Source organism: Kribbella sp. DT2 (assembly GCF_049844575.1).
Taxonomy (GTDB): Bacteria; Actinomycetota; Actinomycetes; order Propionibacteriales; family Kribbellaceae; genus Kribbella.
This window is the reverse complement of the sequence record NZ_JBNCLH010000006.1, coordinates 507,415-526,077: the sequence shown is the minus strand read 5'-3', so window position 1 is coordinate 526,077 and position 18,663 is coordinate 507,415. Positions and strand designations below refer to the sequence as shown.

17 protein-coding genes are annotated in these 18,663 nt (G+C 70.8%); 7 read left to right on the top strand and 10 right to left on the bottom strand.

Annotated elements, in window-relative coordinates; translation table 11 throughout:
• Window positions 1–11: 11 nt before the first annotated feature.
• From ACLQ2O_RS27055 to pgsA, 3 genes are read right to left on the bottom strand one after another with little or no spacing between them, the layout of a single operon-like run.
• On the bottom strand, window positions 12–1,106 hold the full coding sequence (locus ACLQ2O_RS27055; protein WP_425836226.1) for a glycosyltransferase family 4 protein: 1,095 nt from the start codon (window positions 1,104–1,106) through the stop codon (window positions 12–14).
• 5 nt (window positions 1,107–1,111) lie between these two features.
• Window positions 1,112–1,978, bottom strand: a complete 867-nt coding sequence (locus tag ACLQ2O_RS27050) for a phosphatidylinositol mannoside acyltransferase (protein WP_425836224.1) — start codon at window positions 1,976–1,978, stop codon at window positions 1,112–1,114.
• Window positions 1,979–1,981: 3 nt separating this feature from the next.
• On the bottom strand, window positions 1,982–2,803 hold the full coding sequence (pgsA, locus tag ACLQ2O_RS27045; RefSeq protein ID WP_425836221.1) for a phosphatidylinositol phosphate synthase: 822 nt from the start codon (window positions 2,801–2,803) through the stop codon (window positions 1,982–1,984).
• Between the two features lie 149 nt (window positions 2,804–2,952).
• Between pgsA and ACLQ2O_RS27040 the strand changes: the two genes are divergently transcribed.
• A complete protein-coding gene (locus ACLQ2O_RS27040) occupies window positions 2,953–3,960 on the top strand; it encodes a hypothetical protein (RefSeq protein ID WP_425836218.1) in 1,008 nt (335 codons plus the stop codon).
• Window positions 3,961–3,963: 3 nt separating this feature from the next.
• On the opposite strand, the gene ACLQ2O_RS27035 is transcribed toward ACLQ2O_RS27040, so the two are convergent.
• The gene (locus ACLQ2O_RS27035) at window positions 3,964–4,887 is read right to left on the bottom strand and encodes a methyltransferase domain-containing protein (RefSeq protein ID WP_425836215.1); all 924 of its coding nucleotides are present in this window, start codon (window positions 4,885–4,887) and stop codon (window positions 3,964–3,966) included.
• Between the two features lie 73 nt (window positions 4,888–4,960).
• On the opposite strand from ACLQ2O_RS27035, the gene ACLQ2O_RS27030 reads away from it, so the two are divergent.
• Window positions 4,961–5,563: a TetR/AcrR family transcriptional regulator gene (locus ACLQ2O_RS27030; RefSeq protein ID WP_425836212.1), complete on the top strand. Its 603-nt coding sequence runs from the start codon at window positions 4,961–4,963 to the stop codon at window positions 5,561–5,563.
• 60 nt (window positions 5,564–5,623) lie between these two features.
• Here ACLQ2O_RS27030 and ACLQ2O_RS27025 read toward each other — a convergent pair whose 3' ends face one another.
• A complete protein-coding gene (locus ACLQ2O_RS27025; RefSeq protein WP_425836209.1) occupies window positions 5,624–6,202 on the bottom strand; it encodes an HIT family protein in 579 nt (192 codons plus the stop codon).
• The gene (thrS, locus tag ACLQ2O_RS27020) at window positions 6,199–8,220 is read right to left on the bottom strand and encodes a threonine--tRNA ligase (RefSeq protein WP_425836206.1); all 2,022 of its coding nucleotides are present in this window, start codon (window positions 8,218–8,220) and stop codon (window positions 6,199–6,201) included. Before thrS ends, ACLQ2O_RS27025 begins: the two co-directional genes overlap by 4 nt.
• 225 nt (window positions 8,221–8,445) lie before the next feature.
• Between thrS and ACLQ2O_RS27015 the strand changes: the two genes are divergently transcribed.
• Genes ACLQ2O_RS27015 through ACLQ2O_RS27005 form a run of 3 tightly spaced genes read left to right on the top strand, consistent with a single transcriptional unit; the run spans window position 8,446 to window position 10,813 of the window.
• Complete coding sequence (locus ACLQ2O_RS27015) at window positions 8,446–9,366, top strand: ATP-binding cassette domain-containing protein (protein ID WP_425836203.1); 921 nt, start codon at window positions 8,446–8,448, stop codon at window positions 9,364–9,366.
• Window positions 9,366–10,013: a DedA family protein gene (locus ACLQ2O_RS27010; RefSeq protein ID WP_425836200.1), complete on the top strand. Its 648-nt coding sequence runs from the start codon at window positions 9,366–9,368 to the stop codon at window positions 10,011–10,013. Before ACLQ2O_RS27015 ends, ACLQ2O_RS27010 begins: the two co-directional genes overlap by 1 nt.
• Window positions 10,010–10,813, top strand: a complete 804-nt coding sequence (locus ACLQ2O_RS27005) for an ABC transporter permease (RefSeq protein ID WP_425836198.1) — start codon at window positions 10,010–10,012, stop codon at window positions 10,811–10,813. The genes ACLQ2O_RS27010 and ACLQ2O_RS27005 overlap by 4 nt, the downstream gene beginning before the upstream one ends.
• Window positions 10,814–10,866: 53 nt before the next feature.
• Here ACLQ2O_RS27005 and ACLQ2O_RS27000 read toward each other — a convergent pair whose 3' ends face one another.
• The 4 genes from ACLQ2O_RS27000 to ACLQ2O_RS26985 all read right to left on the bottom strand — a co-directional run bounded on the left by ACLQ2O_RS27000 (window position 10,867) and on the right by ACLQ2O_RS26985 (window position 16,272).
• The gene (locus tag ACLQ2O_RS27000; RefSeq protein WP_425836195.1) at window positions 10,867–12,432 is read right to left on the bottom strand and encodes a MinD/ParA family ATP-binding protein; all 1,566 of its coding nucleotides are present in this window, start codon (window positions 12,430–12,432) and stop codon (window positions 10,867–10,869) included.
• A 209-nt stretch (window positions 12,433–12,641) separates the two neighbouring features.
• A complete protein-coding gene (locus ACLQ2O_RS26995; protein WP_425836192.1) occupies window positions 12,642–13,304 on the bottom strand; it encodes a response regulator in 663 nt (220 codons plus the stop codon).
• On the bottom strand, window positions 13,301–14,908 hold the full coding sequence (locus ACLQ2O_RS26990) for a sensor histidine kinase (protein WP_425836189.1): 1,608 nt from the start codon (window positions 14,906–14,908) through the stop codon (window positions 13,301–13,303). Before ACLQ2O_RS26990 ends, ACLQ2O_RS26995 begins: the two co-directional genes overlap by 4 nt.
• Window positions 14,909–14,955: 47 nt before the next feature.
• The gene (locus ACLQ2O_RS26985) at window positions 14,956–16,272 is read right to left on the bottom strand and encodes a GntR family transcriptional regulator (protein ID WP_425836186.1); all 1,317 of its coding nucleotides are present in this window, start codon (window positions 16,270–16,272) and stop codon (window positions 14,956–14,958) included.
• 127 nt (window positions 16,273–16,399) lie between these two features.
• Here ACLQ2O_RS26985 and ACLQ2O_RS26980 point away from each other — a divergent pair, with 127 nt between their 5' ends.
• Together ACLQ2O_RS26980 and ACLQ2O_RS26975 are read left to right on the top strand one after the other, a co-directional pair.
• Entirely contained in the window at window positions 16,400–17,119 is a 720-nt protein-coding gene (locus ACLQ2O_RS26980; protein ID WP_425836184.1) for an SDR family NAD(P)-dependent oxidoreductase, read from the top strand.
• A gap of 32 nt (window positions 17,120–17,151) precedes the next feature.
• Complete coding sequence (locus ACLQ2O_RS26975) at window positions 17,152–18,636, top strand: ArnT family glycosyltransferase (RefSeq protein WP_425836182.1); 1,485 nt, start codon at window positions 17,152–17,154, stop codon at window positions 18,634–18,636.
• Window positions 18,637–18,663 lie beyond the last annotated feature (27 nt).

Here is an 18,663-nt window from a genome sequence, read left to right as displayed (position 1 = left end):
CGCCGAGTACGTCAGCGGGCGACGAGCTCGTAGACGGCGAGGATCTCGTCGGCGAGGACGGACCAGTCGTAACGGCGTACGGCGGTCAGGCCGGCGTCGCGGAGCTTGTCGCGCTCGTCGGGGGACGCGAGCAGGCGGAGGCAGGCGGCGACCAGGGCGTCGCGTGAACCGGGCTCGAACAGCTCGCCCAGGCGGCCGCCGTCCAGGACCTGGTGGAAGGCTGTGAAGTCGCTCGCGACGACCGGCGCGCCCGCGGCCATCGCCTCCAGCAGGACGATGCCGAAGCTCTCGCCGCCCAGGTGCGGCGCGACGAACAGGTCCGAGCCGGCCAGCATGTCCGCGCGCGCCTCGTCGTCGATCGCGCCCAGGAACAGCACGTTGTCGCGGCAGTACGCCGGGAGCGAGCGCCGCGCCTCCTCGCCCTGACCGGTCCCGGCGATCAAGACCTTCAAGTCGCGCCGCTGCGTGACCAGCGCGGGGACGGCCGCGAGCAGGACCGCGAGGCCCTTGCGCGGCTCGTCCATCCGGCCGATGAAGCTGATCGTGCCGTCGGTTCCCCGCCACTCGGGGCGGACGCGGCCCGCGAAGCGGTCGACGTACAGGCCGTTGGGGATCACCACCGCCTCGCCGCCGATGTGCTGGACCATCATCGAGCGGGCGTTCTCCGAGACCGCGATCCGCGCATCGAGCTTCTCCAGCGCCGGGCGGAGCAGACCGGACGCGGCGCTCATCGCGCGGGAGCGGACCTGCCAGGTGTGGAACGTCGCGACGAACGGCCCGTCGCCGGCCCAGAGCGCGAGGATCGAGGCGCTCGGGGTGGTCGGTTCGTGCACGTGGACGACGTCGAAGTCGCCGTCGGCAAGCCAGTTGCGGACGCGGGCCGCCGTACGCGGCCCGAAGGTGACGCGGGCGACCGAGCCGTTGTAGGGAACGCCGACCGCGTGACCTGCGGAGACGACGTACGACGGAGCCTTGTCGTCGTCGACGGGGGCGAGCACGGAGACCTGGTGACCGCGGGCGAGCAGCGCCTCGGCGAGATCGCGGACGTGGTTCTGGACGCCGCCCGGCGTGCCGAGCGAGTACGGGCAGACGATGCCGATCTTCATGACGGTCAGTCCACGAAGATGCGCTGCAGCATGTGCCAGTCCTGCGGGTGGGCGGCGATGCCCTCGGCGAACGCGTCGGCGCAGCGCTGGGTCATCGCGGCCGGGCCGCCTTCGCGCGGGATCGGCGGGTGGAACGTGATCACGAGGTCCGGGCCGTCGTAGTGCAACGTCGCCGGGACGAGCGGTGCGCCGGTGCGGACGCTCAACGCGGCCGGGCCGGCGGGCATCCGGGACTTGCGGCCGAAGAACTCGACGGGGACACCGCGCTCGGACAGGTCCCGGTCGGCGACCAAGCAGACGAAACCGCCCGCGCGGAGGCGTTCGGCCAGTACGCCGAACACGTGCTCGTCGCTGCCCGTCAGCGGGAGGACCTCCATGCCGAGCTTCGCGCGGTAGGCGACGAAGCGGTCGAACAGAGACTCCGGCTTGAGACGCTCGGCCACGGTCGAGACCGGCATACCGGTCCGGCCGGCCCAGGCGCCGGCGTGATCGTAGTTCGCGAGGTGCGGGAGCGCGCAGATCACGCCCTTGCCCGCGGCGTGGGCGTCGCGGAGACGTTCCTCGTTGACCGTGCGGACGCGGCCGACGATCCGCTCGTCGGACCACTCGGGCAGGCGGAACGCCTCCTGCCAGTACCGCAGGTACGACCGCATCCCGGCGCGGACGAGCCCGTCGAGCTCCTCGGCCGACGCGTTCGGCCGCACTACCGCGAGGTTGCCGCGCAGGCGTCGTACACCGTTGCTGTCACGCCGTACGACGAAGTCGGCGACGCGCGTGAACACCCACGTCACCACCGGCTCCGGCAGGCGCCGGACCAGGGCCCACGCCACCGCGAAGGCCAGATCAACCGCCCGCTGGCGCAGCCCGTCCACGACTCAGGTGCTCGACGAAGGGCCGGACCCGGGCTGCTCAGGCCCGGAACCTGGGGCTCCGGAACCCGGTGCCCCGGGACCAGTGGTGCCCGACGCGGGCCCTGCCGGGCCGTTCGCCCCTGGCTCGCTCGTTCCCGGCGCGCTCGTTCCCGCGCTCGAAGCGCCACCAGCCGGGCCGGCCGGTGCACCCGGCGTACCGAGCCTCGCGTTCGCCGGGTCCGCCAGGACCTGCTTGCGGACCGAGAGCGTGCGCTGGATGACCGTGATCGTGCTGGCGACGGCCAGCGCCCACAGGATGATCTTCAGCAGGATCGGCAGGTTCAGCACGTCGGAGAAGAAGCCGACCACGAGCACCGCGACCAGCCGGTCGGAGCGCTCGGCGAGTCCACCGCTGGCGTGCAGGCCGAGGCTCTCCGCCTTCGCCCGCGCGTACGACGTGGTCGCGCCCATCACGAGCGCCCACAGTGTCACCGCCGCCATCAGCGTCGAGTCGCCCGCCTCGGCGTTGGCGTAGAACAGCACCAGCCCGCCGAAGATCGCGCCGTCGCCGAGCCGGTCGAGCGTGGAGTCCAGGTAGGAGCCCCACTTCGACGCCTTACCCGAGGTGCGGGCCATGTAGCCGTCGATCAGGTCGGAGAAGACGAACAGCGTGATGACCACGGCGCCCAGCCAGATGTGACCGCGCGGGAAGAACACCAGCGCGCCCGCGCACACGCCGATCGTGCCGACCAGGGTGACCGCGTCCGGGCTCACCCCGAGCCGAAGCAGAAGGTTGGCGATCGGTGAGATCACCTTGGTCCAGAACTGCCGGAATCTGTTAAGCATGGCGTCGCGATCGTAGTCCAGCCGGACCACCATCGGGTGACACAGACACTCCGGGACCGCTCCCAGCCGCTCCGGCAGCACTGGCGAACCCCACCGCCAAGGCGCACCATGGCCTCAGCCGACCTCACTCCCCGGCTGCGGAGGCCCCCATGCCCACAGCCACCCCGGTACGCCGGTGCCTCGGCACTGCCCGACGCCACCGGACCTTCGCCCGACGCCTGCTCTCCTTCTTCCTTGCCGCCGTGATGCTTGCCGGGTGTTCCGTCGCACAGCGGGCGAACGAAAAGCCGCCTGAACCACCTCGACCCGACACCCCGATCCCCACCGTCATCGCCCCGCCGCAGCCCGAAGGCATCGACGGCACCGTCGGGCAACCCGGCAAACACGCCTGTACGGCGGTCACCGGCGCCGACAACCTCGTCAAACGCCCGAGCAGCAAGTGGACCGCCAAGCCCTTCGGCTGGAACGACGGCGGCCTCCCCGCCTTCGACCTGTGCACCCTCGTCGTCGGAGGCCGGCCCGCCGTCATCGGCGTCAGCTCACTCCCGGCCTCGCCCGACACGCTCGAACGCGTCGCCAACACGCTCGGCCTGTTCGAACCGGCCGACAAGCTCGGCGGCGCCGCCCGCGATCTCGGCCCGGGCGCCCGGACGAGCGGCAACGGCATCGTCTTCGAGACCGGTAGCCGGATCGTCCGGATCACCAGCGCGTCCGGCCTGCCCGACGGCGAACTGCTCCGCGTCGCGGTCTCGGTCCGCAACGTCGTACCGCAGGTGATCCGCCCGGCGCGCCAGTCCGACGCCGCCTGCCAGCTGTCCAACGCGATGGCCGAGCGCTTCATCGGCGTACTGGTCCAGCTCCGCCGCGACTACCGCGTGAACGGCGCCCTCACCTGCATCTGGGGAACCACCCAGGCCACGGTCGCGATCGTCGAGTCCCTCCACACCGACACGATCCCGGAAGCGACCCAGACTCCCCCGCCGCGCTCAGCCCCGATCGGCCGGCCCGGCTACTACCTGCCCGACCAGGGCGAGCTCGTCTTCCGCAACGGCCGCCGCGTCGTCCGGGTCAGCGCCCTCACCGACCCGCCGCGCGAAGTCCCGTTGGAGTCGCTGCTCGACATCGTCGACCCGCTGCTCCCGTTGTTCCTCCGCTGACTGTTACCGCCGTACGGCGCTCGCGGCGAGCGTCGTGTACGGCATCACGAAGCTTCCCCCCAGCGAGTCGACGGCGTTCCCGACCGCGCCGAGCACCTCGGCCAGCTGATCGGGCCCGAGCTGAGTCAGCCCGCCGGTCGTGGGAAGCAGTTCGAGCCACTCGTCACGCGTGTACGACCGTTCCCAGTCGAACCGCCACTGCTCGGGATCCTCGAACAGTTCGCTCTCCCGAAGCTGGTCGGCAACCTTCGCGTACGCCGCCTGATAGACCTCGATCGCACGCCGACCCGACTGCCCGCTGAACGGCGAGTCGGGCGCCACCCGACGGTAGGCCGCCGCAAACGGCTCGGCCACTTCGGCAGGCGGCTCGTACACATGCCCGAAGACCGCCAACCGCCCGCCCGAACGCAGCACCCGCGCCGCTTTCACAGCCCCGGCCACCGGATCCACCCAGTGCCAGGCCTGCGCCGCAACTACCGCATCGAACGTTCTCCCCGAGGGCTCCCAGTCCTCGAAGGTCGCCACCTCCACCTGCAGCCCACGCCCTCGGGCGAACTCGGCCATCCGCACATCAGGCTCGACGCCGAGCACAGCGCACCCCGCGGCCTGAAACTGGCGAGCAGCAATGCCCGTACCGCACCCGACATCCAGTACGCCGAGCCCGGTGCGCCCCGCCACGATCCGCGTCACCAGTTCATCGGGGTAGGCGGGGCGCGCCTGGTCGTAGCGGTCCGCGTTGACGCCGAACGACTCAGCCATCCGCCGGGCCTCGTGTGGTCGGGCTCCCTTGGGCCGGGCCTCCTGCGGGCGGGCCTGGCGCGGGCAGACTTCCGGCGGCCGCGGCTCGTGCGGGTTCGGCTCGTGCGGTGCGGGCTTCTGCGGGTCCCCCGCAGGTGGTTCTGGTGGCACCAAAGGTATTGTGGGCATGCGCCCACCTTAGTGGGCACATGCCCACTCAGGCAACGAGTGCCTGCGAACGACCGTACGAGAGGAGCCGGGAGTGCCGACCGGAGTACACCTTCGTGATGCGCGGCAGCAGTTGTTCGACGCGGCCGAGCGCGTGCTCCTGCGCGACGGGCCGAACGGGCTGACCAGCCGGGCGGTCACCGACGAGGCAGGCTGCGCCAAAGGCGTCCTGCACAAGCACTTCACCGACTTCGACGGCTTCCTCGCCGCCCTCGTGCTGGACCGCGCCGCCCAGCTCGAGACGCAGGCGAGCGCCCTCCGCGCCTCAGCAGGCACCGGAACTATCGCCGACAACCTCACCACCGCGCTGACCACGCTCTTCGGACCGATCCCCGTCGCGATCATCCCGCTCATCACCTTCCGCGACGAACTCCGCGCACGGCTCCGCGATGCCAAGCCCGGCGGCGGCATCGCGATCCTCGCCGAAGCCACCACCGCGATCTCCGCCTACCTGGCCGACGAGCGCGCCCTCGGCCGCATCGCCGCCGACGCGGACCTCGACTCGATCACGCTCTCACTGGTCGGCGGCGGCCACCTCTTGTTCGCAGACCGAGACCCCGGCCCACCCCCCGCAGCAACCGTCAGCAAGTTCGTCACCACCACCATCACCGGCGCCGTCCGACAACAACCGGCGTGAACCTGTGATCTGACAACGGCGCGTTCTCGGTCGGCGGGCACCAGCGATCGAGCACCTCGGCTAGCTGGTCGGCCAGTTTTTTGCGAGGAGGGAGCGGGTGTCGGCCAGCAGCTGTGGCAGGACCTTGGTCTGGCCGATCACCGGCATGAAGTTGGTGTCGCCGCCCCACCTCGGGACCACGTGCTGGTGCAGGTGGGCCGCGATGCCGGCGCCGGCGATCTCGCCCTGGTTCATGCCGATGTTGAAGCCGTGCGCCGCCGACACCGCGCGCACCGCGACCATCGCCTCCTGCGTGAGCCGGGCGACGTCGGCGACCTCGGCCGGGGTCAGCTCGGTGTAGTCGGCGACGTGCCGGTACGGGACGACCATCAGGTGCCCGGGGTTGTACGGGTACAGATTCAGTACGCCGTACGCCGCCTCCGCGCGCTGCACGATCAGCCCGTCCGCGTCCGGCAGGGACGGGATCCGGCAGAACGGGCAGCCCGCGCCGGCCTGGTCGCTGGTCGGCTTGTTCTCACCGGCGATGTAGGCCATCCGGTGCGGGGTCCACAGCCGCAGGAACGGGTCGGCGTCGCCGACCCCTTCCTGACGCACCACGTCCTCCGGCGCGTACGGCGAACCGGGCGGCTGCTCCGTCATACCTGGATGCGCTTCTCGACCGACTCGACGATCTCGGTGATCGCGTCGGCGATCGGGATGCCGTTCTTCTGCGACCCGTCGCGGTACCGGAAGGAGACCGACCCGGCGGCCATGTCCTCGTCGCCGGCGATCAGCATGTACGGGACCTTGGCCTTCTGGGCGTTGCGGATCTTCTTCTGCATCCGGTCGTCGGAGGCGTCGACCTCGATCCGGATCCCCTGCGCCTTGAGCTGCTGGGCGACCTCGAACAGGTAGTCGACGTGCCCGTCGGTGATCGGGATCCCGATCACCTGGACCGGCGCCAGCCACGGCGGGAAGACGCCGGCGTAGTGCTCGGTCAGCACCGCGACGAACCGCTCGATCGACCCGAACAGCGCTCGGTGGATCATCACCGGCCGCTGCCGCGACCCGTCGGAGGCGGTGTACTCCAGCTCGAAGCGCTCCGGCAGGTTGAAGTCCAGCTGGATCGTCGACATCTGCCAGGTCCGGCCGATCGCGTCGCGGGCCTGCACCGAGATCTTCGGCCCGTAGAACGCCGCGCCGCCCGGGTCCGGCACCAGCTCGAGGCCGGAGCTCTCCGCGACCTCGCGCAGCGTGGAGGTCGCCTCCTCCCAGACCTCGTCGGAGCCGACGAACTTCTCCGGGTTCTTGGTCGACAGCTCGAGGTAGAAGTCGTCCAGGCCGTAGTCGGCCAGCAGCCCGAGCACGAAGGTGAGCAGGTTCTTCAGCTCGTCGCGCATCTGCTCGCGGGTGCAGTAGATGTGCGCGTCGTCCTGGGTGAAGCCGCGGGCGCGGGTCATCCCGTGGATCACGCCGGACTTCTCCAGCCGGTACACGGTGCCGAACTCGAACAGCCGCATCGGGAGCTCGCGGTACGACCGGCCGCGCGCGTCGAAGATCAGGTTGTGCATCGGGCAGTTCATCGGCTTCAGGTAGTAGTCCTGGCCCTGCTTGCGGATCTCGCCGTCGGGCCCGCGCTCCTCGTCGAGGTGCATGGGCGGGTACATGCCGTCGGCGTACCAGTCCAGGTGGCCCGAGGTCTCGAACAGCTGCGCCTTGGTGATGTGCGGCGAGTAGACGAACTCGTAGCCGTCCTCGACGTGACGCCGGCGCGAGTAGTCCTCCATCACCTTGCGCAGCACGCCGCCCTTGGGGTGGAAGACTGCCAGCCCGGAGCCGATCTCGTCGGGGAAGCTGAACAGGTCGAGCTCGGTCCCGAGCTTGCGGTGGTCGCGCTTGGCGGCCTCCTCGAGACGGTTCAGGTACGCCTTGAGCTCGTCGCGGGACTCCCAGGCCGTGCCATAGATGCGCTGCAGCTGCGGGTTCTTCTCGCTCCCCCGCCAGTACGCCGCCGCGGTGCGCATCAGCTTGAAGTTGCCCAGGTAACCGGTCGCCGGGACGTGCGGCCCGCGGCACAGGTCCTTCCAGGCGACCGAGTCGTCGCGCCGGACGTTGTCGTAGATCGTCAGCTCGCCGCCACCGACCTCGACCGAGGCGCCCTCGGCGGCGTCGGCCGCGGAGCCCTTGATCCCGATCAGCTCGAGCTTGTACGGCTCTCCTGCCAGCTCGGTGCGCGCGTCGTCGTCGGAGACCACCCGGCGGGCGAACCGCTGCCGCTCCTTGATGATCTGCTGCATCTTCTTCTCCAGCGCACCCAGGTCCTCGGGGGTGAACGGAGTCGGCACGTCGAAGTCGTAGTAGAAGCCGTTCTCGACCGGCGGGCCGATGCCCAGCTTGGCCGCCGGGAACAGCTCCTGCACCGCCTGTGCCAGCACGTGCGCGGTGGAGTGGCGGATGATCGCGCGACCGTCGTCCGACCCGGCCTTCACCGGCTCGATCTCGTCGCCGTCGGCGACGACCCGGGACAGGTCCCGCAGCTCACCGTTGACCCGAGCGGCGATGGCGGAGCGGTCCTGGCCGAACAGCTCGGCGAACAGCTCCCCGATCGTCGTCGTCTCGGTCACGCTCCGCTCAGCCTCGCCCTCGACGCCGATCAGATGGACCTTGACTTCCGACACGTTGCTCTCCTCGGGTTGGCGCGATCGGCCCGGATGCCGGTCACGCAGTGATGGTATCGACTTCGGCCCCGCCGCCCGACAGCCCATCCACAGGCCCGCCCCGGATCCCCCGGTCGTAGCCCGGACCTGACGAAAGTCGGGGGTCGCTCCAGCCGTTGGTGCGATGTGCCGACCCCTCCCGGATTCCTAGGTTTGAACCACACTCCAGGAACCGGAAGGGCATCCGTGATCACCCTCGCAGGACTCACCAAGCGCTACGGCGGAACGACCGCCGTCGACGCGCTCGACCTGACCATCTCGCCGGGCCGGGTGACGGGCTTCCTCGGCCCGAACGGCGCCGGCAAGTCCACGACGATGCGGATGATCCTCGGTCTCGACCGGCCCACCAGCGGCCAGGCCCTGGTCGACGGCCGCCCGTACGCCGACTGGCCGGTCCCGTTGGCCAAGGTGGGCGCGCTGCTCGACGCCAAGGCCCTGCACCCGCGCCGGTCGGCCCGCAACCACCTGGTCGCGATGGCCCGCAGCAACGGCGTCGCGGTCAGCCGGGTCGACGAGGTGCTGCGGATCGTCGGCGTCGACGAGGTCGGCGGCAAGCACGCCGGTCAGTTCTCGCTCGGTATGGGCCAGCGGCTCGGCATCGCCGGCGCCCTGCTCGGCGACCCCGAGATCCTGATGTTCGACGAGCCGGTGAACGGGCTGGACCCGGACGGTGTGCGCTGGGTCCGCCAGCTGATGCGCTCGCTCTCGGCGGAGGGCCGGACCGTGTTCGTGTCCAGCCACCTGATGAGTGAGATGCAGCTGACTGCCGACCAGCTCGTGGTGATCGGCCGCGGCAAGCTCATCGCCGACGCCCCGATCGCCGAGGTGATCGCCGGGTCGTCCAGGACCACAGTGCACGTCAGAGTCCCCGACGCAGCAGCCAGAGCAGTGCTCCGCGACCGACTGACCAGTGAGGCCGAGCAGGTCGAGTCCACGGCCGACCAGCTCGTCGTCAGCGGCGTACCGGTCGAGCGCGTCGGCGACCTGGCCTACGAGCTCGGCGTACGGGTGCACGAGCTGGCCACCAAGCAGGCGTCGCTGGAAGAGGCCTACATGGAGCTGACGGCGGACAGTGTCCAGTACGGCGTCGTTGCCGAGGTGGCGTGATGGGTGACGCGATCCTGCACTTCACCGAGGAGCTGATGTCCTCCTGGTGGATCTACCTGGCCCTGTTCGGCTTCGCGGCCCTCGACGGGTTCTTCCCGGCGATCCCCAGCGAGACCCTGGTCGTCACCGCCGGAGTGTTCGCCGCTACCGGTGAGCCCAACCTGTACGGCGTGATCGTGCTCGCCGCCGCGGGTGCGTTCGTCGGCGACCACCTCTCCTACTTCCTCGGCCGGGGCGCGGGAGGCCGCCTGATCGACAGGACGAAGCCGGGCACCAAACGGCACACCATGACCCAGTGGGCCCGCACGGCCCTGGCCGAACGCGGCGGACTGGTCCTGGTGGTCGCCCGCTACGTCCCCGGCGGCCGGACCGCCGTCACGCTCACCATGGGCGCGGTGCGCTACCCGGTCCGCAAGTTCAGCTTGTTCGCCGGGCTGGCTGCCATCAGCTGGGGCATGTACTGCACCCTGGTCGGCTACATCGGCGGCAAGGCGTTCGAGGACAACCCGCTGAAGGGTGTGCTCCTCGGCATCGGACTGGCGCTGGCCGTGACCGCGCTGGTCGAGGTCGTCCGGCACCAGCGCCGCAAGCGCAACCCCCCTGAGGCTGAGGTCGAGGTCGAGCTCACAACCGTAGGAGAACGATGAGTACGGCAACCATCACCGTCCACCAGAGGTCGACAGCCGGTGGCCTGCGCGGCTCGACGGCCGCGGAGTGGACGAAGCTCTGGTCGGTCCGGTCCACCTGGCTGAACCTGGTCGGCGCCGTCGTGCTGACCGGCCTGCTGGGTCTCCAGCTCGGCTTCAGCGCGGCGTACGAGAGGGACAACCCCTCGCCGGGTCAGCTGGTCGAGCAGGCCGAGGTCGGTGGGATGGCGATCGGCGCGGTGATGATCGTGCAGGTGATCATCGCGGCCTTCGCGATGGTCCCGGTGACGTCGGAGTACGCGACCGGCAGCATCCGCAGCACCCTGCAGTGGACACCTGTACGGCGTGACGTCGTACTGGGCAAGGCGCTCGTCCTGGCTCCCGTCCTCTTCCTGTACGGCGCACTGCTCGGCCTGGTCGCCGCCGTCGGCGCCGGACTCGCAGCTGGCCGCTGGGCCGACTGGACGCCGTCAGCGCTGGTGGTGGACCTGCTGAAGATCGGCGTGTACGCCACGCTGGCCGGGCTGTTCACAGCGGGGATCGCACTGCTGATCAGGAACACCGCAGGCACTCTGACCGCCGCGTTCCTGCTCCTGCTCGTCGTACCGATGATGGTCGGTCAGAGCAGCATCCGGGCGCTGCAGTGGCTGTCCGCACTGCTGCCGGGTGGTGCCGGTGAGGGCTTCCTCAGCGGCTCGACCGACCCGATGTCGCCGACGATCAGCTTGATCGTCCTGGTCGGATGGGCGGTCGGCGGACTGGCACTGGGACTCCGGCTCCTGCAACGCAGAGACGCCTGATCAATGCAGAAGGGGCTCCGACCAACCAGGTCGGAGCCCCTTCGACGTTGTGCTCAGCGCGGGACGTTCAGCGCGATCGTGATCTGCTCGGCGACCTTGGCGGCCAGCTCCAGCCCGGCGCGCCGGGTGGCCGGCTGCAGGGCGGAGTGGTCCAGTGCGCCCTCGGCGGCGATGTGCGGGTCGGTCGGGATGTCGACGACCGCGGCGGCGCGCGACTCGAAGTACGGGCGCAGCTGCTTCTCGACCTCCTTGTTGACGTCGCCGGGGCCGTTGCTGACGGCGATCACCGCACGGCGGATCAGCCGCTGGGCCTCAGGCCCCTGGTTGTCGAGCTCCTCCAGCATCTGCACGGCGGCGGCGCAGGACAGGCTCTTCCACTTGATCGGGATGACGAGCGCGTCGGACGCGCGCATCGCCTCGCGCCAGTTGCTGGAGCCCTCGTTGTTGCCGGTGTCGATCACCAGCACCTTGTAGAAGCGGCTCAGCAGCCGGTGGATCTGGTCGAAGTCCTTGGCCTCGATCTGCGAGTACGTCGTGGTCGCAGAGGTCAGTACGTCGTACTGCCCGGCCACCTGGTGCCGCAGGTACGCCGCGACGTCACCGAGCCGGGCGTCCGGCTGGGTCAGCATCGGCATCGCCTGCAGCAGGTCGGTCACCGTCGAACGGGCGTTGGTGTCGTGGGTGCGCAGGTGCATGTTGCCGCGCAGCTCGTTGTTGTCCCAGGCCACCACACCGCCACCACGGGCCTGCCCGAGCGCACCGGCGAGCAGCAGGGTGGTCGGCGTCTTGCCGGAGCCGCCCTTGGGGTTGGCGATCGTGATCGTCACCGGACGGCGGAACGCGGTCGCGGCGGTCGCGCGGGCGATCCGCTCGACGCGCTCGGAGCTGCCCGGACGCAGCCGCAGCACGCTGCGGACGCCACGCTCGGCCGGAGCCTCGCGGGGCAGCGGCAGCGCCTGCATCAGTTCTTCGGCGCGGTACGACACCTCGCGCGGAGCCTGCGGCGGGTGCTGGTTCGGGATGCCCTGCGGGAAGAACTGCTGGGCGGTCTGCGACAGCTGCGGAGCCTGCTGCGCGGGCGGCTGGGCAGGCTGCTGCCCCGCCTGCTCGGTCGGCTGCGTCCAGGGGTCAGCGGCGGGAGGAGTGGCCGCTGCCGGCGTACCGGTGGGGGCGCCGCTGGCCGAGCCCGGGTTGGCGATGCTCCACGAGCTTGCCTCACCGGTGCTCGCCTTGCTGGAGCCCCAGGGGCTGGCCTCGGGCTCTGAGGAGGACGACGACGAGCTGTGGGCGCCCGGCGTACTGGAACTGGTGCTGCTGCTCGGGCCGGTGCTGCTGCTCGGGCCGGCGCTGTGCCCGCCCGGCGTACTGGCAGGGCTCGAGTCCGGCTGCTCGCCGTACGGCGTGGCTTGGCCCGGCCGGCTCGGCGTGGACCACGTGTCGCCGGGGAACTCCTGGGCGAGCGCGTCCTGGCTCTCCTCAGCAGGCTCGGTCTCTTCGGGCTCGGCCGGGGCGCCGGGGTCCGGCTGGCTCCAGGACGGCGTGGGCTGCCACATCCTCCGGACCTCGGCCGCCGCCGCTTCCCGGTCCTTGTGCTGTCCGGAGTTGTGCGAGTCGGTCACGACCTGGATCCCCTGATTCTCTCAACGAGGCGGTGCCGCCGCCCCGGCTCTGCTGGTCCCTCCCGGCAACCGTCCCGCCGGGAGGTCCCACTATCCCATGACCAAGTGTCCATCGGGTGTCACCCGCCGGAGCGTCGGCGGCCCCTTCCGGCCACGGGGCGCCTGTACCCACTGCCACGGCAGGCAACAATCCTGCCCAGCCCGTGGACTCAGCTGACCAGACCGGCCTCGTAGGCGATGATCGCGGCCTGCACCCGGTTCTTGACCTCGAGGCGGGTCAGGACCGCGCTGACGTAGGCCTTGACGGTCCCTTCCACCAGGTAGAGCCGCGCGGCGATCTCCGCGTTCGACAGCCCCGCACCGACCAGCGACAGCACCTCACGCTCGCGCGGACTCAGTACGTCGACCTGCTCCTTCGCCTCCGCGGCCCTGGCCATCCGGCCTCCCCCGGTCCCCGCACCGAGCTCGGCGATCACCCGCTGCGCGACCTTGGGCGACAGGTACGCCGCTCCTTCCGCGACCGCCTTCAGCCCCGCGATCAGTTCCCGGGGATCCCCCGACTTCAGCAGGAACCCGCTCGCGCCGTCGCCGAGCGCCTTCGCGATGTAGGCGTCCTCGGAGAACGTCGTCAGGATCACCACCGCCGTGTCCGGCAGCGTCCGGCGGATCTCGGCCCCGGCCGCGAGCCCGTCCATCCGCGGCATCCGGATGTCCAGCACGGCGACGTCCGGCCGGTGCTTGCGCACGAGCTCGACCGCCTCGGCGCCGTCGCCGGCCTCGGCCACGACGTCGATCTCGTCGTCGGAGGCAAGGATCGCCCGGACCCCTGCCCGCACCATCGCCTCGTCGTCGGCCAGCAGCACGCGGATCATCGGGTCTCTTCTCCTTCGGGCACCGGGGTGCCCTCGATCGTCGGCTGGACCGAGCCGGTCCGCACGACCTCCTTGGCGATCAGCCGGTCGTTCTCGAAGCACAGCCGGTACGCGTAGTTGGTCGAGAACGGTCTGCCGGGACGGTAGAACCGGCAGGTCCAGTTTTCGCGCTCGACCGCGCGTTCCCGCGGCGGGTCGAGCATCTGCATCCGCGGCAGCACCGTCTCGACCTCGGCGAAACTCTGCCCGATCCGCAACGCGTCGTACTGGGCCGGCCGCAGCACCGAGTTGTACCCGGCCACCAAGTAGTAGCCCAAGGCAATGACTCCGATCGCGGCCGCCAGCCCGGCCGGGACGAGCAGCGCCGTGATCAGGCCGCGCCGCGCGCGTCGTCGTACGACGTCACGCTCGTCGGCCGTGGCCGACCGGACGTCGATCACCGGCTCCGGCCGCCCGCCACCGCGGGGAACCCGAGCGAGGACCTCGAACCCACCGGCAGCTCTCGGCCCGGCGGTCAAAGTGCCGCCGACCAGACGAACCCGCTCGGTCAGCCCGGCCAGACCGCTTCCTGTCGAAGGCACGGTGTCGGCGACGGCCCGCGTCGGACCTGTGTCGCCGATCTTCACGAGGATCTCGTCCTCGGCACGGGTCAGCGTGACCACGACCTCGGCGCCGGGCGCGTGCTTGCTGGCGTTGGTCAGCGACTCCTGGACCACCCGGTGGATCGCGCGGTCGACCATCGGCGACGGCTCGGCTGCGCCCTCCTGCACCAGCCGAACGACCAGTCCGGACGCCGCCGCGCGTTCGACCAGCTCCGCGACCGACTCGTCACTCGGTACGACGGGCGCCTGCGCCTCCGCGTCCCGCAGGACGCCGATGATCTCGCCGAGCCGCTCGGTCGCCGTCGCAGCTGCCTCGCGCAGCTCGGTCGCGGCGTGACGGTGCCGCTCGGGCAGGTCGGCGTCCACCTCCAGCGCCGCGGCCCGGAGCGCGATCAGGCTGAGCTCGTGGCCGACCGAGTCGTGCATGTCCTCGGCGATGCGAGAGCGCTCCCTGAGCCGGACCTGGTTGATCTCCAGGCGCTGCTCCCGCTCGATCCGCTCGGCGCGTTCCCAGCCGGCGGTCGCGAGCAACGCCTGCTGTGCGCGGTATCGGCCGATCAGCCACGGCATCACCACCAGGACGAGAGCGAGCAGTACGACGGCCAGCCAGCCCAGCACCGAGTCGGCCACCACCACACCGCGGGACAGGAGCACGCGCAGCAGGAGCAGCAGGAGCAGCGATCCACTCGTCAGCGCGACGAAGGGCCGCAGCTGCGTGTTCCGCCGGCCCGCCAGGTACGCGAACGCCGAGATCGCGGGCATCAGCGCGATCGGCGTCCCGGAGGTCGTGTTCATCGTGGCGCCGATGATCGCGGTCTCGGGCAGGATCACCGCGGAGAGCGCGATCATCGGCCAGGTCCGCCGCAGCAGGACCGCGACGGCCAGGAACGCGGCGCAGCCGCCGATCAACCAGTACGGGTCGCTCCGCGAGCCGCCCTCCGCGAGCACCAGGAACGCCAGGCCGCCCCACAGCCCGAGGTCACCAGCCCGCTGCCAAGTCACCCCCCCGACGCTACACACTCACGGCTCCACCGCAGTACTGCCGAAAGTCAGTTGTCGTCGGCATCGACCAGCCGGAACGGGACCATGGACAGATTCGGCACGGCCTCGCCGCGGAGGCGCGCCAGGAGGAGATCGACGGCCTGGCGGCCCATCTCCTCCTGGTCCTGCCGGACGTGCAGGTACGGCGCTCCGGAGATCGGGTCGCCGGGCGAGTCGAAGCAGGCGATCACAGGGACGTTCGCGCCGACCCCCGCAGGCGTCGAGCCGCTCCGCGCTCCTGAACCGACATCTGCCGGCGCCGAGCCGCTCCGCGCTCCTGAACCGACGTCTGCCGCCGTCGAGCCGCTCCGCGCTCCTGAACCGACATCTGCCGGCGTGGAGCCGCTCCGCGCCTCTGCCCGGGTCGAACCGCTGTGCGCGCCTGAACCGTCCGGCGGCGTGGAGAACGCCCGGTCGAGCATCCGGGCGAGGTTGTACTCGCAGGCGACGAAGGCGGTCACCTCCGGCTCCTGCGCGCGGAACGCGCGGATCGTGGCGACGTCGGAGCGCACGCTGTCCTCGGTGAACGACCCGGGCAGCGTCGCCCGCAGGGTCGTGAGCTGGTGGGCCCGGTGCGGACCGGGCCCGCGCTCGGTGAAGGCGGCGCGGAAACCCTTCAGGCGTTCCTCGATGCTGGAGGTGTTCTGCGGCGGCGGGGAGACGAACGCGATGTGGCGGTGCCCGCGGTCGAGCAGCCGCTCGGTCAGCGCCCGGGCGGCCGCGACGTTGTCGGTGTGCACGGCCGAGACCGGGATCCCGGACAGGTGCCGGTCGACCAGCACGATCGGGTAGCCGTCGAGCACCTGGCGCAGCAGGCTCGCGTTGTAGAAGTCGCCGTGCACCGGGAACACGATCATCCCATCGACCTCACCGGAGGCGACGAACGTGTCGACGGCCTTCTCCTCGTCGGCCTGCCGGCCGCGCGTCCGTCGTACGAGCAGGTGGACGCCGTGGTCGGCGCAGCGCTCCTCGATCGCGCGCAGCAGCTCGAGCCCGTAGGCCTCGGAGACGTCCGGCACGATCAGCCCGATCGTCCCCGGCCTCCGCCGCGCCTGCGCCGGCGCGGCCGCGATCCGTCCACGCAGCGGTGTCGTGACACCGTCCAGATCCGGCAGTTCCTGTACGACGAACGACCCCTTGCCCCGGACGCGCTCGATCAGCCCCGCCTCCCGCAGCACCTCCAGCGCGCGCTTCGACGTGATCCGGCTGACCCCGAACTGCGCCGCCAGCTCCATCTCCGACGCGACCCGGTCCCCCGGCCCGAGCGCGCCGCTGCGGATCTCCTCCAGCACGTACTCACTGATCCGCTCGTAGAGCAGCGTCATCCGGACCTCCGGTCGGCGGGCAGGTTGACATACCAAATCACCCGCCTGCCTTCCAGACAAGTGCCCTCACACAGGCCGAGACATACCAACCCGGAATCTGTCGGTGGGACCGGGCACTGTGGTTCGCATGGACATCTCCGGAAAGCGAGCAGTCGTTACCGGCGCCGCCGTCGGCACCGGTCGAGCCATCGCCACCCGCCTGGCCGCGGAGGGCGCCGAGGTCGCCCTGGTCGACATCGATGACGACGCCGGCCGCCAGGCCGCTGGAGCCCTCACCCGGGCGCGCTACGAACACGTCGACCTGCTCGACGACCACGCACTCGCGAGGCTCCTCGACGAAGCCCGTCCCGACATCCTCGTCAACAACGCCGGCGGCGGCGCCGTACTGCGCCCCTGCTTCCCCGACGCCGACGCGGCCCGCTGGTCGGCCTCGCTCGACCTCAACCTGCGCGCCCCGATGCTCGCCACCCAACTCGTCCTCGACCACATGCGCCAAGCCGACGGCGGAGCGGTCGTCAACGTCGGCTCGACCGCCGGCCGCGGTCTGGGCCCGCACGCCTCCCCGGAGTACAGCGCCTCGAAGGCCGGCCTGATCCGCTTCACCGCGACCCTCGCGCCGCTGCGGGAAACGCACCGCGTCCGCGTCAACTGCGTAGTACCGGACTGGGTGGCGACCGAGCGTGGCATCGCCGAACGCGAAGCCCTTCCGCTCGAGGACCGCGGGCCCGAGCAGATCCCGCTGCGAACCCTCACCGACGCCGTCGTACGACTCATCGAGGACGACTCACTCGCCGGCCGCGTGATCCTGCTCGAAAGAGAGCGCCCACCGGAGCTGCTCGACCTCTAGTTGCGGACCCCCGCGGCTGACAGCATTTCGCCATGACGCGCCCGTCGGTCCCTGCCTTCGCCACCGTCCCCGCCACCCTGATCGCCGCCGCGGTCGCCGCCGTGCTCACCGCGCTGTCCGGCCGGTACGGCTACCACCGCGACGAGCTCTACTTCCGCGTCGCCGCCGACCACCTCGCCTGGGGCTACACCGACCAGCCGCCGCTCACCCCACTGCTCGCCAAGGTGTCCATCACGCTCTTCGGCGACACCCCGATGGGCCTCCGCGTCGTCGCGACGGTGAGCACCGCGCTCACCGTCGTCGTCGTGGCCCTGATCGCCCGCGAGCTCACCGGCGAACGCAACGCCCAGATCCTCGCCGCCACCTGTACGGCGCTCGCAGGCTTCGTCCTCGGCACCGGCCACATGGTCTCCACCGCCACCTTCGACCTGCTCGCCTGGATGGTCATCGCGCTGTTCGCCCTCCGCCTGCTCCGCACGAACGACGGCCGCTGGTGGATTCCCCTGGGCCTCACCACCGGCATCGCCCTGGAGAACAAGTACCTGGTGGTCCTCCCCCTGGCCGCCCTCCTGATCGCCGTCCTCGTCACCGGCCCCCGCACGATCCTCAAGACCTGGTACCTCCCCGCAGGCATCGCGGTAGCCGTCCTGATCGCAGCCCCCAACTTGATCTGGCAGGCAACCCACGGCTGGCCCCAACTCACCGTCGCCGGCGGCATCAGCGAGGACGACGGCACCGAGAACCGCATCATGTTCATCCCCCTCCAGATCGCCCAGCTCTCCCCGTTCCTGGTCCCACTCTGGATCGCCGGCTTCCGCCACCTCTGGCGCACATCGACGCTCACCTGGTCGCGCCCGGTCGCGCTCGCCTACCCGATCCTCTGCGTCATCGTCCTGGCCACCGGCGGCAAGTCTTACTACGCGCTCCCCCTGCTCCTCGTACTGGTTGCCGCAGGCACCCAACCCACGCTCGACTGGCTGTCCCGAGGCCGACAGCCAGTACGCCGTACCGCCTTCGCCGCAGCCGCCGTCCTCACCGCCGTCACCTCCGCAGCCTTCACCCTCCCGGTCCTGCCGGAGTCGGCCGTCAACCTCGTCCTCCCCGTCAACGCCGAACAAGGCGAACAGATCGGCTGGCCCGAACTGGCCGCCACCGTCAAGACCGTCTGGGAGCAGATCCCACCCGGAGAGCGTGATCGCGCCGTCCTCTTCGCCGCGAACTACGGCGAAGCCGGCGCCCTCGCCAAGTACAACGAAGGCCTCCCCCCGGCCTACTCAGGCCACATGAGCTACGCCGACTGGCCACCCCCGACCGACGACCACGACGGCCCAGTCGTCCTGGTCGCCCAAGAACGCTCACCCCAATACGAGGCCCACTTCCGCACCTGCTCCGACGCCGCCCGCGTGGACAACGGCCAAGACGTCGACAACGAGGAACAGAACGCCCACGTCCTCCTCTGCACCGGCCCGACCAAGCCATGGTCAGCCCTCTGGCCCGACCTCCGCCGCTACTACTGACCAGCAGAAGTGGGGTGTGCGCGGTAG